14 protein-coding genes are annotated in these 15,173 nt (G+C 47.3%); 7 read left to right on the forward strand and 7 right to left on the reverse strand.

Features of this window, described 5'->3' with window-relative positions; translation table 11 throughout:
- Window positions 1-74: 74 nt before the first annotated feature.
- A complete protein-coding gene (locus QUA36_RS02560) occupies window positions 75-242 on the reverse strand; it encodes a hypothetical protein (protein WP_333455375.1) in 168 nt (55 codons plus the stop codon).
- The gene (locus QUA36_RS02565; RefSeq protein WP_333164542.1) at window positions 229-1,404 is read right to left on the reverse strand and encodes a SpoIID/LytB domain-containing protein; all 1,176 of its coding nucleotides are present in this window, start codon (window positions 1,402-1,404) and stop codon (window positions 229-231) included. The genes QUA36_RS02560 and QUA36_RS02565 overlap by 14 nt, the downstream gene beginning before the upstream one ends.
- A 264-nt stretch (window positions 1,405-1,668) precedes the next feature.
- Between QUA36_RS02565 and QUA36_RS02570 the strand changes: the two genes are divergently transcribed.
- The 4 genes from QUA36_RS02570 (at window position 1,669) to QUA36_RS02585 (ending at window position 6,482) form a co-directional block, all read left to right on the forward strand.
- Window positions 1,669-2,601 (forward strand): ribonuclease Z, encoded by a 933-nt coding sequence (locus tag QUA36_RS02570; RefSeq protein WP_333452927.1) that lies wholly within the window; start codon window positions 1,669-1,671, stop codon window positions 2,599-2,601.
- Between the two features lie 416 nt (window positions 2,602-3,017).
- Entirely contained in the window at window positions 3,018-5,834 is a 2,817-nt protein-coding gene (gene secA, locus QUA36_RS02575; protein WP_333164547.1) for a preprotein translocase subunit SecA, read from the forward strand.
- A 161-nt stretch (window positions 5,835-5,995) separates the two neighbouring features.
- A complete protein-coding gene (locus QUA36_RS02580) occupies window positions 5,996-6,250 on the forward strand; it encodes a DUF4160 domain-containing protein (protein ID WP_333164549.1) in 255 nt (84 codons plus the stop codon).
- Window positions 6,213-6,482: a DUF2442 domain-containing protein gene (locus QUA36_RS02585; RefSeq protein ID WP_333108088.1), complete on the forward strand. Its 270-nt coding sequence runs from the start codon at window positions 6,213-6,215 to the stop codon at window positions 6,480-6,482. Before QUA36_RS02580 ends, QUA36_RS02585 begins: the two co-directional genes overlap by 38 nt.
- Window positions 6,483-6,568: 86 nt before the next feature.
- Here QUA36_RS02585 and QUA36_RS02590 read toward each other — a convergent pair whose 3' ends face one another.
- The 3 genes from QUA36_RS02590 to QUA36_RS02600 all read right to left on the reverse strand — a co-directional run bounded on the left by QUA36_RS02590 (window position 6,569) and on the right by QUA36_RS02600 (window position 8,541).
- Window positions 6,569-6,862, reverse strand: a complete 294-nt coding sequence (locus QUA36_RS02590) for a DUF3288 family protein (protein WP_333455377.1) — start codon at window positions 6,860-6,862, stop codon at window positions 6,569-6,571.
- A 136-nt stretch (window positions 6,863-6,998) separates the two neighbouring features.
- Window positions 6,999-7,916 carry a hypothetical protein gene (locus tag QUA36_RS02595; RefSeq protein WP_333455379.1) on the reverse strand — a complete coding sequence of 306 codons (918 nt, stop codon included), beginning with the start codon at window positions 7,914-7,916 and terminating at the stop codon, window positions 6,999-7,001.
- A gap of 55 nt (window positions 7,917-7,971) precedes the next feature.
- Window positions 7,972-8,541, reverse strand: a complete 570-nt coding sequence (locus tag QUA36_RS02600; protein WP_333452921.1) for a tetratricopeptide repeat protein — start codon at window positions 8,539-8,541, stop codon at window positions 7,972-7,974.
- 172 nt (window positions 8,542-8,713) lie between these two features.
- On the opposite strand from QUA36_RS02600, the gene QUA36_RS02605 reads away from it, so the two are divergent.
- Window positions 8,714-9,454, forward strand: coding sequence for an SDR family oxidoreductase (locus QUA36_RS02605; RefSeq protein ID WP_333452919.1), 741 nt, complete (start codon window positions 8,714-8,716; stop codon window positions 9,452-9,454).
- Between the two features lie 142 nt (window positions 9,455-9,596).
- Here QUA36_RS02605 and QUA36_RS02610 read toward each other — a convergent pair whose 3' ends face one another.
- Entirely contained in the window at window positions 9,597-11,648 is a 2,052-nt protein-coding gene (locus QUA36_RS02610; RefSeq protein ID WP_333455382.1) for a serine/threonine-protein kinase, read from the reverse strand.
- 448 nt (window positions 11,649-12,096) lie between these two features.
- Between QUA36_RS02610 and msrP the strand changes: the two genes are divergently transcribed.
- Together msrP and QUA36_RS02620 are read left to right on the forward strand one after the other, a co-directional pair.
- Complete coding sequence (gene msrP, locus QUA36_RS02615) at window positions 12,097-13,080, forward strand: protein-methionine-sulfoxide reductase catalytic subunit MsrP (RefSeq protein ID WP_333164562.1); 984 nt, start codon at window positions 12,097-12,099, stop codon at window positions 13,078-13,080.
- Window positions 13,081-13,271: 191 nt separating this feature from the next.
- Window positions 13,272-13,934, forward strand: coding sequence for a Uma2 family endonuclease (locus QUA36_RS02620; protein ID WP_333455384.1), 663 nt, complete (start codon window positions 13,272-13,274; stop codon window positions 13,932-13,934).
- Between the two features lie 109 nt (window positions 13,935-14,043).
- Here QUA36_RS02620 and miaA read toward each other — a convergent pair whose 3' ends face one another.
- Window positions 14,044-14,946, reverse strand: coding sequence for a tRNA (adenosine(37)-N6)-dimethylallyltransferase MiaA (gene miaA, locus QUA36_RS02625; RefSeq protein WP_333455386.1), 903 nt, complete (start codon window positions 14,944-14,946; stop codon window positions 14,044-14,046).
- Window positions 14,947-15,173: the final 227 nt, after the last annotated feature.

A 15,173-nucleotide genomic window follows, 5' to 3' on the forward strand; every position in this document is an offset into this window, starting at 1 on the left:
ACGCGGTTCCTGAGCGTAGTAGAAGGGCCGTACAAGTTCCCAATTCCCAATTCCCTGTATTCAAGACACGGAAGTCACGGATACAGGAATAGCTGTTTTTCCCTTCTTCCTTCTTCCTTCTTCCTCCTTCCTTCTTCCTTCTTCCTTCTTCCTTCTTCCTTCTTCCTTCTTCCTTCCCCTTGACATCCGTTACATCCGTTGCCGAACTTTCTTGCCCATTCCCAGCAGTTACTGGACTGCAATTCTAGCCAAAGTAGTACCTCGGTAATAGTGCAACAAAATCTGCTGGTAGCCGTATCCCTGTCTGGCCAAATTGTAGGCCCCCCACTGACTCATTCCAACAGCATGGCCGAAACCTTTGCCCGCAACTTGAAAACCGGTAGGAGCTTGGCCACTGTTCCTTGGGTTCCCACCGCCCCCATACTGAGGAATCACGGTAAACCGCGTACTCCTCAAATTTAAAACCCGGCGTAAATCTGCGCCAGTCATGACTCTAGAACCGCCATCTCCAACTACTTTCATCCTCAAAACGCTGCCGTAAGCGGTAGTGCGTTCTGGCTTCATCGAGATCACATTGCCCACGCCAGAAATCTTACTGCTGATTTGAGCGCGAGAAAAATTTTCTTTCCATTGGTAAACCGGCGCCCCTTGGTCGAAGTCAGGAACAGCACGCAGGTAAGGCAGGGGTTCTGTCCAAACATCTTCGACATTTTCAGTATGTCCCCCAGACGCAGAGTGGAAAGCGGCTAAAATAATTTGACCGTTGTAGGCCAGAACTTGACCAGCGGTTGCATCGACTGCGGAATAAGTGCCAGAAGATTCTGTTTGCAGTCCTTTGTAAACCTGCGAAGACTGAGTGTTGTCCACGTCGTAAAGGTCGGTTTCGCTTTTGAGGCGCTGGTGGATAGCGTAGGAACGGGCGGCGACTGCTTGGGCTTTCAAAGCCTCTTGAGGCCAATTGCCACTCATTTCGGCGCCGAGAACGCTGTAGAGATATTTTTCGATATCGACGTAGTTGATGGCAGTCAAGCCTCCTTTTTGGGGAACGAGAAGCGTGCGTCCCCGATACCAATGATCGCCAATCCAAACATAACCGTTCCCCGTCGGCTCGATCCAAACTTGGTTGGCGGCCCAGCGACCAATTGCTACTGTTCCCGATCGAAATTGAGCCGACTGAGAACTATTTGCCGACAGTTCGCCCAAATTGCGCCCGCTACCGTCGCGGATTGCGGCCTTAGTAGAACTGCCGACTTTTATCTGACTTGCCCCGTCTTGTACCGCCACTCGCAAGATCAGCGCGGCCTGTGCTGGGGCTACCATTGCCAGCCAAAACAACAGCGAAATCCAAAAGTAGCGTTTTTTTAATGTCGAAAAAACGGAACCAAAAAATACTCCTGACTGCATTTGAAAATTTTCCTCCTGTGCTGTATGAGTTTAAGAATTTTTAAGGGAAGGCAAGGGAAAAAGGAAGGGGAACGGAAGAAACAAAACGTTAGAATTGGGTGGATCGCTCTGTACGCTTGTCAAAAATGATTTTAGCGAAGAGATGTTCGCAGGAACAGCGATTTATCTCGGTTCCTGCCTGCGACTATTTCCTATATGTCGGATTTGTCGCACTCTGGATATATGTAACATATTTTTTAAGACTTAATTGAGGTGATTTGACTCTTGCAGATTACATTTCTCGGAACTAGCTCCGGCGTACCCACGCGATCGCGCAACGTTTCCAGCATCGCCCTGCGCTTGCCCCAGCGAGCGGAACTCTGGCTGTTTGACTGTGGCGAAGGAACTCAGCACCAGTTTCTCCGCAGCGACCTAAAAGTCAGCCAACTAAGCCGCATTTTCATCACTCACCTGCACGGCGACCATATTTTCGGCTTAATGGGTTTGCTGGCTAGCTGCGGTTTGGCGGGGAATGTCAAGCGCATCGATCTTTACGGGCCTCCGGGACTTGAAGAATATTTGCAAGCTGGTGTTCGGTATTCTCAAACTCATTTTTCTTACCCGGTTAAGGTACACAAAATTCACGAGGGAGTCATCTATGAAGATGACGAATATATTGTTAGCTGCGGTCCTTTGAAGCACCGAGTTACTGCTTTTGGTTATCGAGTAACTGAGAAAGACCGTCCGGGACATTTTGATGTAGAAAAAGCGAAGGCTGTGGGTATTCCTTCCGGGCCTGTTTACGGTCAATTAAAACAAGGAAAGACGGTAAAGTTAGAGGACGGGCGACAGTTTAAAGGTACTGATTTTTGCGGCCCGGATCAAGTCGGGCGGAAGTTTGTTTATTGTACTGACACGGTTTTTTGTGACGGGGCCGTGGAATTAGCGAAGGATGCTGATTTGTTGGTGCATGAAGCTACTTTTGCTCATCAAGATGCTCAAATGGCATTTGATCGCCTGCATTCAACTTCCACAATGGCGGCTCAAGTTGCTTTGATCGCTGGGGCGAAACAGCTAATTATGACGCATTTTAGCCCGCGTTACGCTCCGGGGAATGCGATCGTCCTGGATGATTTGCTCAAGGAAGCGCAGGCTATTTTTCCGAATACGAAAATGGCCTATGACTTTTTGACTTATGAAGTGCCGCGGCCTGTTTAAAACGAGGGTTAATTTGATCTGAGATGTGACAGCTTTTTCAATAAGGGCGATCGGGCGGGATCTGGGGTCCAACCCCCTACTCCCGACAAAAACATTAACCTCTTGTGGAACAGGCATCTTGCCTGTTGCTGAAATTAATCCAACAAAAACATTAATCTATTGTGGAACAGGCATCTTGCCTGTTATGCTCTGCAATTGTCAATAAGCACCGATACCTGAGCTGCGCCCTCGCTCACATTCACCAACTTCAATCTAAAATCTAAAATCTAAAATCCAAAATCGGTCGCTCGCCCGCAGCGACGGCCCAGGAGAGCCAATGGTTGCTACAATCGGAAAAGGTATATGTTGTGGCTAACACTACAGCCCGTAACCCTGAAAGCTAATAGCTAAATTATTAAAAATCTGCCTCTCCTGCCATGTTTAAAAATCTGCTAGGCGATCCCAACGCGCGCAAACTGAGAAAATTTCAGCCTTGGGTAGCTGATATCAATATTTTGGAAGAAGACTTCCGCGCACTCTCAGACGACGGCCTCAGAGGAAAAACGGCCGAGTTTCAACAACGTCTGGCAAAAGCTAAATCTCTCAACGAAGAAAAAGAGATCCTAGACGAAATCTTGCCGGAAGCTTTTGCAGTGGTGCGGGAAGCGGGACAGCGGGTTTTGGGGCTGCGCCACTTTGATGTCCAACTCCTCGGGGGCATTATCCTGCACAAAGGCCAAATTGCCGAAATGAAAACCGGTGAGGGCAAAACTCTCGTGGCGACGCTGCCGGCTTACCTCAACGCCCTCAACGGTAAAGGCGTACACATCATCACTGTCAACGATTATCTCGCAAGACGGGACGCGGAATGGATGGGACAGGTACACCGCTTCCTGGGATTGACTGTGGGACTGATTCAGCAGGGCATGGATCAGGTGGAACGAAAGAAAAATTATAGCTGCGATATTACCTACGCCACTAACAGCGAAGTCGGCTTTGATTATTTGCGCGACAACATGGCTACTGTCATGGAAGATGTAGTGCAGCGTCCTTTTAATTTCTGTGTGATTGACGAGGTTGACTCGGTGCTGATTGATGAAGCACGGACGCCTTTAATTATTTCCGGCCAGGTGGAACGCCCCAGTGAGAAGTATATACGGGCGGCTGAGGTAGCTGCTGCTCTGAGAAAGGAAAATGAAGAACATTACGAGGTTGACGAAAAGGCTCGGAATGTGCTATTGACCGATGAAGGGTTTGGTGAAGCGGAGCGGTTGTTGGGTGTTACGGATTTGTACGACCCGGCTGATCCTTGGGCGCATTACATTTTTAATGCGATTAAGGCGAAGGAATTGTTTATTAAGGATATTAACTACATCGTCAATCCCGATCGCGAAGTCGTGATTGTGGATGAGTTTACCGGCCGGGTGATGCCGGGACGCCGCTGGAGTGACGGTTTGCACCAGGCGATCGAAGCGAAGGAACGGGCGGAAATTCAGCCGGAAACTCAGACGCTGGCGACGATTACTTATCAGAATTTCTTTTTGCTTTATCCGAAGCTGTCGGGGATGACTGGGACGGCAAAGACTGAAGAGACAGAGTTTGAGAAGATTTACAATCTGGAAGTGACGCTGATTCCCACTAACCGCATTACCAGCCGGACAGACCTTTCGGATATGGTTTACAAGGCGGAGGCTGGGAAGTGGAATGCGATCGCCCAAGACTGCGCGGAAATGCACGAGATCGGTCGGCCGGTGCTGGTGGGCACTACGAGCGTGGAAAAGTCGGAGTTGCTGTCGCGGCTGCTGCTGGAGAGGAAAATTCCTCACAATTTGCTCAATGCTAAACCGGAAAATGTGGAGCGGGAATCGGAAATTATCGCTCAAGCCGGACGCAAAGGCGCTGTGACGATCGCCACAAACATGGCGGGACGCGGTACTGATATTATTTTGGGCGGTAATTCTGAGTACATGGCGCGCCTGAAGTTGCGGGAGTATTTTATGCCCCGGATCGTGCAACCCGAAGATGACGAGGGGTTTTCGGTGGTGCAAGTACCGGGTATTAGTGGTCGCTCCGCACCTCAAGGTTTTGATCCGACTAAGAAAAAGGTAAAGTCTTGGAAAGCTTCGGCGCAGATTTTCCCGACGGAACTATCGAACAATGCCAAACAAATGCTCGTGGCGGCCGTGGAATTGGCGGTGAAGGAGTACGGCGCGCGATCGCTCTCGGAATTGCAAGCCGATGATATCGTGGCTATAGCTTCGGAAAAAGCGCCGACAAAAGACCCGGTAATTCAAAATTTGCGGGAAGCTTACAATTTAACTCGCAGCGAATACGATGCTTTTACCAGCACCGAACATGATGAAGTCGTGCAGTTGGGAGGCTTGCACGTCATCGGTACGGAACGCCACGAATCGCGCCGAATCGACAATCAGTTGCGCGGCCGGGCGGGACGCCAAGGAGACCCGGGTTCTACGCGGTTTTTCTTGAGTTTGGAAGACAATTTGCTCAGGATTTTCGGCGGCGAACGGGTTGCCGGTTTGATGAAGGCTTTCGGTGTTGACGAAGATATGCCGATCGAATCTAAAATGCTGACTGGTTCCCTCGAAGGCGCTCAGAAAAAAGTCGAAACCTACTATTACGATATCCGCAAGCAGGTATTTGAATACGACGAAGTGATGAACAATCAGCGTCGAGCAATCTATGCGGAACGTCGCCGAGTATTGGAAGGTTTGGATTCCAAAGAACAGGTAATTAGATATGCCGAACAGACGATGGACGACATCGTGGGAGCATACATCAATCCCGATTTACCTTCGGAAGAATGGGAACTCGACAAACTTGTGAGCAAGGTGAAGGAATTTGTTTATCTGCTCGCTGACATGACACCGGATCAGCTAGAAGATTTGTCCGTTGAGGAAATTAAAACATTCCTGCACGAACAAGTCCGCAATGCTTACGACATAAAAGAAGCGGAAGTTAATGCAATCCGAGCTGAATTGATGCGAGATGCGGAACGGTTCTTTATTTTGCAGCAAATTGATACTTTGTGGCGGGAACACTTGCAACAAATGGATGCTTTGCGCGAGTCTGTAGGGCTGCGCGGTTACGGCCAGAAAGACCCGTTAATCGAGTACAAAACTGAAGGTTACGAGCTGTTCTTGGACATGATGACTGATATCCGCCGCAATGTGGTTTATTCGCTGTTCCAATTCCAGCCGCAGCCGGCAATGCAAGTTTCGCCAGAGATGGTTTGAAAATAGTTAACTGTTGACTGTTGACTGTTGACTGTTGACTGTTGCTGGTTCCCAGGCTCTTCCTAGGAACCAGTTGATTTTACACCGCCCGTATTATGGAAGAAGAATAAAAGAAAACCAAATACAGATATTCGCATTGAAATATTGTATAACCTGCAATTATGCCAACTATTTTACGAATAGGCCCTTACCGACTTTACTTTTACAGCCATGAACCAAATGAACCACCTCATGTTCATATTGACAGAGACAAATCATCGGTTAAATTTTGGTTGGAGCCAGTCAGTTTAGGAAACAACCTTGGTTTTAGTGCTAAAGAACTTCGTAAAATAGAGTCGGTAGTACAAGAAAATAAACAAACGCTATTGGAGGCTTGGTATGGGTATTTTGGCGATTCGAGCGGACGAGAGAGTTAAGCACATTCATTTTACAGAAGAAACCATTAGTGTTGATTTGATGGATGGACGAATCATTACCGTGCCTTTAATTTGGTATCCAAGATTGTTTCATGCAACGCCTGATCAAAGGGAAAAATGGGAAGTATGTGGAGGAGGCTATGGCATTCACTGGGAAGAAATTGATGAAGACCTCAGTACAGAAGGAATGCTGCGAGGTGCACCGGCTCCGAGGCCTAAAATTACTCATTAATTTCGATCGCTAGTTCACTTCTAAGCTTTCATAATATAGCCTTTTTCATGTAAGAGATAGAGCAGGTATTTAAGCGAGATTTGAGATTAAACCCAATCTTCTTGATCGCTTTTTTGTTTCCTGTAAACCTCACCTGTGGCGTGAATTTTACGGGTTTTTTCGTAAAGAGTTTCTTCGGTATGATTCCATTTTTGCAAGACTTTTTTTAAGTCTAATTGAATATCTCTAGCACCGGGAAAGCCTCGGTAGCGAATTATTAATCTTGCTAATTCCGATAAATTGTAGTCGGTTGCTTCTCCTGCTAATAAAGTATTGACACTGGCTCGATCGCGCTTGTATTGCGGATGCTGCTGATCTTGTTTTTTTTCTACTGAATCCATACTATTTTATGTTTCCCAATCATCTAAAAATGTTGCTACAAGCAACCGCAAAAAAAAAGCGCGGACCTAAATAACTATCATGAATAGACTCTTAAATCCGCGCCTCATAAACGGTTTGATTCGGGTATCATAACTGTCAACTGTTAACTGTCAACTGTTCAGTCATTCCCAGAAATTTTTGTGTTTGTTCAGTAATACCAAATAGTCGATCGCCGTGACAAAAGATTTCCCAGGCACGAATTCCCATAAAACCAATACCTGCAACCGCCAAGGGCATCGCTGCTGCACCTAAAAGCGCAGCAATGGGGGGAAATATCATGCACAGTGTTAACAGAATGCCAGTAATAACACCACCAGCAATCCCAGCTTTGGCGGTGGCGGTGGCAACTTGTTCGACTAACTCTGACTGGGTAATTTTGCCTTCCACGCACAATAGCGAGTTTTCTAAGATAGAAAATATTAACTCAATTACTGCTGCGGCGATCGCCCCTTTCATTGCAGCCCCAACGATTTCCGCAACTGCTGCTTTAAACGCTGCATCCGCTAAAACTTGCTTAGCGACTGCTAATTCTGCAGCAGTCATGTCTTTACCACCGCGAGCACGATTTACCCAAAAATATTCAAAAATCCCGTTAGCAGCTTCACTTGGGCCTCCATTGACGTGGGCTTGGATGTGACTCCAATCTTTATCTTGACAGAAGTTGCGAATTGCTTCTGGGCCTTGGGCACGAATTTGGGCGGGTATGGATTCAAATACTTTTGCTGCTTCTTGCACATCTCGCATTCCGTCACGCATCCCAGCCCTAGCAAATTTGGATTGCAGATTTCTTGGCAGGTTCTCAAAACGGATGTTATGTGCTATTTTAAAAGCTTCTTGAGTGGCGATCGCCCCGGCACTAACAATTGAACTTGGCGCTGATTGTCCCCACGCCGTTAATACAGTTGCACTTTCCTCAACTTTAGCAGCGATTTCGTTGGCTAAGTTTTGGGTATCGGCAACAGCTTTTTGTACTTTAGCCGTTAGGAATTCGAGCGGATTCTGGTTAATTTCCATTTCGATCCAGCTTGCATCGTTAATGATTGAATTATTCCGACTATAGCATTCCTATTCAGTAAGTGTGATTTTTTACTAAATTGCTTCTACCTTCTAACTCCGGCTGTAAATTAAGAGCTTTTTTTTGATAAAATAAACCTTCATTGATTCGACCTTGCTCTTCCAAACTTTTGCCTAAATTCCAATAAGCGACGGCTAGATCGGGTTGAATAACAATAGATTTTTGATAGTAAGTTATGGCGTCATCGAGCTGACCTTGTTTGTAAAACATACTGCCCAAATTAACATATGCTTCGACAAAATTAGGGTCGAATTCGATCGCCTTTGAGTATGCACGAATCGCCGCGTCTATTTTGTCTTGGGCTTGCAGGATATTGCCTATAGTTTTGTAGGCGGCGGCGAAATTGGGTTGCTGGCGAAGTGCTTGGTAACAGGAGGCGATCGCCTCGGCAAATTTTTGTTGAGCATAGTAAACTTCAGCGATCTTGTTGAGCGCGATCGCACTATCCGCTTGAATGGCTAGTAATTTTTGATATTGAGCGATCGCCTCGTCAAGTTTTCCTGATTTCTGGAGGCTGTCGCCTGCGGACAAATACTGCTCTGCTAACTCGGAATTTACGCTCATAGATTTTACTTTAACAGCCGACACTACTTTACCACAAGTGTTAGTTAGCAACCGCGATTTCTAGGAAAATTATGGCTATTAGAGAGTTTAAATTTGTTTCTCTACCGGAATGCGGAAAAAAATAGTATGATTATTTTGAACCAGCATCAACGCTAATTGCAGAGGAAATCTCATGGCATCACTAGCAGGAAAAGTGGCAATAGTGACTGGTGCATCGCGGGGAATTGGACGCGCGATCGCCCTCCGATTATCCCAAGAAGGCGCATCAGTTGTCGTCAACTACGCCAGAGGCGCAGAGCAGGCTAAAGATGTCGTGTCAGCAATTGAAGCAGCAGGCGGCAAAGCATTAGCCGTGCAAGCCGATGTCAGCAAAACCGCAGAAATTCGCGATTTGTTCGATCGCACTCTGGAAACCTATTCACAAGTCGATATTTTAGTCAATAATGCGGGAGTAATTCTTTACAAACCTGTAGCGGAAGTTACCGAAGCAGAGTTTGATAATCTTTTTGCAATTAACGTCAAAGGTACGTTTTTTGCTTGTCAAGAAGCTGCTAAACGGATGGCAGACGGAGGAAGAATTGTCAATTTTTCCAGTTCGACAACGGTGATGCTACTGCCAACTTACGGGGCTTACGTGGCGACAAAAGGCGCGGTGGAACAGCTAACTCGATCGCTGGCGAAGGAATTGGGCGATCGCCAAATTACAGTTAATGTGATTTCTCCGGGCCCAACGGATACAGAACTTTTTACAGTCGGCAAAACCGCCGAACAAATACAAAGATTTACTCAAATGGCTGCTTTGGGAAGACTCGGAAAAGTTGAAGACATTGCCGATGTGACGGCTTTTTTGTGCAGCGAACAAGCCCGGTGGATTACCGGACAAAATATCCGCGTTAACGGCGGGACTGCCTAAATATATACTTTAGTCAGCTTGGAGTGGATAAAAGTTTGTACACCAGCAGCGATTTCAATCGCCGATTATCATAATCCCCAACCAAAATTAAAGATTCTGGTTGGGGATTCTAATAATTTTATAGCGCGGACAATCGAACAAATTAAGGAGACAGCCGCCACACCTTAATCGTGTCGTCAAAACTGCCGCTGATCAGAGTTTTGTCTTGAGGATTAAAAGCCAATTCCACCCAAGTAGAATGACCCTTCAGCGTGCCCGTCATTTCGCCCGAACCCATCCGCCACAGCTTGATAGTCCCGCTCAAATCGGCGCTGGCTAGCTTGTCTCCGTCGGGACTGAAAGCCAAGGACTTAACCTTGTCGGAATGGCCGATCAAAGTCCGCAGCAGATAACCGTTGGGCTGCCCGGACTGATTATTGGGGCTGATATCCCACAACTTCACCGTCTTGTCCCAACTGCCGCTGGCGAGAGTTTGACCGTCCGGGCTGATGGCCAGAGACCAAACTCCCTCGGAATGACCCGAAAGAGTTTCTTTCAATTCCCCAGTCTGCCAGTTCCACAGGCTGATCTTACCGTCGCTGCTGCCGATCGCCAAGGTTTCTTGATCGGGACTGAAAGCCACCGACTGCACCTCGTCAAAAACCCGCTTAAGAGTTTCCAACTCAGTCCCGCCTTCGACTTGCCACAGCTTCAAAGTTTTGTCCTTACCGACACTGGCTACGGTTTTGCTGTCGGGACTGAAAACCACCGAGAACACGCCGTCTTGGTGTCCGTCCAAAGTCTGAATTAACCGGCCAGAATAGAAATTCCACAATTTAATCGTACCGTCAACGCCGCCGCTGGCGATCGTCCTGCCGTCGGGACTGACGGCCACCGACCACACAGGCCCCAAATGTCCTGCTAAAACCTTGAGCAGCTTGCCGTGACGCTTGTGCAGCAGGTGAATTGTGCCGTCGTTGTTCCCGCTGACAATCACGCGACCCTTGGGAGCGACTGCTACCGCCCAAACCGGGTTTTTGTCTTGATCCGCCAGAGTCCGCACTGCTGGCCGTGACTGCGATGCCTGACCCCGGAAATCCTGCATCGGGGGCGGATTGAACCGAATTTCGGGAATGCTAGAAACAGGCTCAGAAGAAGTGAAAGCCTGCGGTGCTGGAGATGGCAAGCGAGAACCCAGCACTACGGACAGCAGGGCAACCGTACTTGCTCCCCACATGGCCAAAGTCCACTTGGGTTTGCTGAGAATCACGTCTACCGGTGCCGGGCCGTATTTCATGTCTGTGAGAATAGCCTCGGTTGATCGATAGCGTTTTGATGGTTCTCGCTGCACCATTTTATCCAGAATGCGGCCGAGTCGCGCCGAAACTGGTACTTTCAAATAATGCCTCCAAGCCCAACTCTCGGCTTTGATGTCAAACAAATCAAAGGGCGACATTCCCGTTAACAAGTGAATGCAAGTGACGCCCAAACTGTAGATGTCGCTGCTCTTAATCGCTTTGCCTTTAATTTGTTCCGGGGCCGCGTATTCCGCAGAACCTGTCACCGTTTCTGTTTTGAGCGGCCCGCTGTTTGCCGGAATTGCCGCGCCGAAATCGACTAAAACTAGCCCAGAGGCACTTTCCTGAGACACGGAATGTAAATCCTCTTTCCCTGCCAAAGCTGGGGATGCTTGGGGAGTTTTCCGGTGAATAATATTGGACGGTTTGATATCTCCGTGAATCAGTTGATTTTCGTGAACAAATTGCAGGACTGGCAACAATTCGCTCAGCAGATACCAAATTTGAATTTCTTTAACAACGCCTTTTTCTGAAAGCCGATCGGCTAAATTGCGACCTTCGATGTATTCTTGCACCAAATACTGGCAACCTTCGAGTTCAAAAGATGCCCGCAGTTTCGGTATTTGGGGATGTTTGCCCAACTCATCGAGAACTGAGGCTGAGCCGAGAAATGTCCGGTTTAGCTGGTTTTGACCGTCTGCGGCTGCTGATCCGCAGAACTGTTGAATGACGCAGCGGGGCTGCGAAGGTTGGTCTTCATCGACTGCTAAGAAGGTGCGGCAAGTGAGACTTTGACCGAGGGTGTGAAAGACTCGGTAGCGACCTTTTAGCAGCAAATTCGACTCGCAACTTTTGCAGACTGTCGCGCGATCTAGATTTTGGGGGTTCTGGCAATGGGGATTGATGCAGTAACTCATTTATCTTTCCGCTGGAGACCCCCGTCCGACATGGTTGCTGGTGGGGGAGGAAAGCGGGGCGGTGCGTGCCGCTTCCTGTGGACAAACTAAATAATTAATTGGAATCTTTGCTTGATCATAATTGTTTCCCAGATTTTCGCCACAATTGCTGCCGTCGATCGCGCGTAAATTATTGCTGACTTTCCTGCGAGCGAGGTTTAATAGGTTGATCGTACCGAGCTCATTCGAGCGATCGGCGGGATTCGCTGTTACCGAATTACGTTATACTGTCATTGCGAATACTTTCAGTGCGCTCGCACCAAATCAATCGCGAGATCTTGTCAAATATCCGCGATTCTTTGTTCAATGGAGTGAATCTAAAAGTTCAAAATTCCCATCTCAAATCGACTAACAGATTAAAACTTAGGCAACTTTCGTCCAACTAACTACTAACTTTTAGCTATTACTTATGCCTTTAATTCGCGTTCCCAAATCTTGGGAAATTCTCGAACCCCAAATTACCCCAGAAACAGCCTTTCTCAACCGTCGCCGCTTCATGACAAATTTAATTGGTGCCGGCGTGACAGCTTCGCTGCTGCCGCTGACAGGCTGCCAAAGCAATACTAGCTCAAAAACTGCTCTGGATCAAAGCTCAACCCAAGCATATTCGGGCTTGAGCCGGAATCCCGACTTTGCGAAAGTCGATCGAGCGATTACCGACGAAGCCTTAGCTACAAAATACAACAATTTTTACGAATACGGCGGCACAAAATCTATTTGGCAAGCCGCTCAAGCTTTGCCAACAGAAAACTGGAAAGTAGAAGTAGGCGGTTTAGTAAAAAATCCCCGCACTTATGATATTGACGACCTCAACAAAAAATTTCCTATCGAAGAACGAGTTTATCGATTTCGCTGTGTAGAAGCCTGGGCGATGGTAGTTCCTTGGGTCGGATTTCCCATGAAATTACTGATGGCTGATGTCGAACCGCAATCGAAGGCTAAATTCGTTCGCTTTACCTCATTTTACGACCCCAAAATTACTCCCGGCCCCGGTTTGATGTCGCAATTTTATCCTTGGCCGTACACCGAAGGCCTACGAATTGAAGAAATGGCCAACGATTTAGCATTTTTTGCCACAGGCTTGTACGGCCGACAATTACCTAAGCAAAATGGTGCGCCACTGCGCCAAGTGATTCCTTGGAAATACGGTTTTAAGGGCGCAAAGTCGATCGTAAAAATTGAATTTGTCGAACAACAGCCAGCCACTTTTTGGAATACAGTCGGTCCTAACGAATACGCCTTTGAAGCAAATGTCGAACCCGACAAACCTCACCCCAGATGGTCGCAGGCCAGCGAACGCATAGTCGGTCCCGGTAGCAGTTGGTCGTGGGAAACTCGACCAACTTTGCCCTATAACGGTTATGGCGAATATGTGGCGAGTTTGTACAGTTAATTGACGGATTTCCCCTCGTTTCCCCTCGTTTCTAGGCTCTGCCTAGGAACGCAGATCAGGAGGCTCTGCCTCCCTATTCCCCCGAGGCTGAGCCTCGGATTCAGGCATTCCCAGGCAGAGCCTGGGAACGAGAAAAAATATTTTATTACCGTCTACAATAAAAATTGATGAAGCTACCAAGGAATGGTTAAATGGTAACAACAACATCAACTCCCGTAGAGCAGCAAACTACCCCAGAAAACCGCGTTATTTTAAAAGGTGTCAGTTGGTCAACTTTTAAAGCATTGCTGGCAGATGTTGGGGACGATAGAGCTTGGAGAATTGCTTACGATGGAGGAGTATTAGAAATCAGGATGCCACATCTAGAACATGAAGTTCCGAAAGGACTGATAGAAAGCTTTATTGAAGCTACAGCAGACGAGCTAGAAATCGAAGTGATGAAAGCTGGTTCTCTGACTCTGGAACGGGAAGATTTAACTCGTGCTGTCGAACCTGATACTTGTTTCTACATTCAAAATGAAGCCAGCGTCAGAGGTAAAAGAGATATCAACCTCCCAAATGACCCGCCGCCGGATTTAGCTATCGAGTCGGATTACACGAATTCATCTGTGAATAAGTTTACACTTTATGCTGCAATTGGCGTGCCCGAAATTTGGAGGTATCGCCGGGAATCTCTGCAAGTTTATCAACTTGTACAAGGGAAATATGAAGTGTGCGAGATCAGTTTAGCTTTTCCCTTATTACCCGTTGCCGAAATTCCGGGTTTCATCGAACAAAGCAGAACAGTCGGACAGCGGGCGGCTGTGCGTTTGTTTCGGCAAAGAATTAGAGAGATTTTACTCAGTCAAAGTTAACGTAAAAATCCCACTTACTTTAGTTAAAAAACTAGCAAGTCCCTTTAAATTACATCAGCGTTAATCAGCGTGCATCTGCGGTTAAAAAATCTTTAATTTAGACATAAAATCAATTAATAAACTCCTGCACTCTCTGCCAAACTCGCTCCAATAAATCAGGCGTGCTAACATCAAACCATTCAATTTCAGGATAGGCCCGAAACCAGGTGCGCTGTCTCTTGGCAAATTGCCGCGTGTGCAAAATTGTTAATTCTTTGGCTTCTTCCAGCTTAATATCGCCAGCCAAATATTGTTTCATTTCCTGATAACCCAGTGTGTTCAATAGTGGCAAGTCGCAGCCGTATTTTTTACACAAATATTCTACTTCAGCAATCCAACCGCGTTCTAGCATTTGTTCTGTGCGCTGTTTGATACGATCGACCAAAACATCAATATCACAATCCAACCCAATTTGTAAAATAGGATAATTGGGAGGATTTTCGCCCTGCTGTTCCGATATAGGGCGACCAGTGACATAAAATACTTCCAGTGCTCTTAAAGTTCTTACTGGGTCATTGAGGTGAATTTTCTTAGCGGCAGAGCGATCAACTTGCTGCAACATCGCGTAACATTGAGATTGTCCGAGTTCCGCAAGTTGCGATCGCAATTCGGGCATCGGTGCTACCCTCGGAATTTTCAAACCCCTGACTACAGACTTAATATATAAGCCCGTCCCTCCCACCAACAACAGGGGGGGAGAAACAGGAAAATCGACAGCAGCAATGAAATTTTGAGCTTGTTGCTGGTAATCTGCTAGTGTCAGAGTTTCTGTGGGATCGTAGATGTCAATTAAGTGATGCGGTACACAGGCGCGATCGACCGCCGTCGGTTTTGCGGTTCCGATGTCAAATTCGCGGTACACTTGACGCGAGTCCGCACTCAGGATCGAGGATTGCAGCCGCCCCGCCAAAGCCAAAGCCACTCCCGACTTCCCCGTCGCCGTCGCCCCGCAAATCGTAATTAATCTAGGCATAAGCTGTCGCACATTTCCCTATAAAAACTCTCAAATCCTCTCCTATCAATGCTTTCCCCTGTCTCCATTCACTGATTCACCGCGATCGGCCTGGGCAGTCCTCAACCAATCTCAAAACTATTCCCCTCCCTCCCCACGATAAATTTCCCTTCAGAAAGCCCTAGCATCGCCTTTAACGGTTTTGTGCTATAATTTTAGGAGTTTTCCCATTTTAGAAGCTTTCGGGG

Origin of the sequence: Microcoleus sp. Pol10D4 (assembly GCF_036701555.1) — a bacterium.
GTDB lineage: Bacteria > Cyanobacteriota > Cyanobacteriia > Cyanobacteriales > Microcoleaceae > Microcoleus.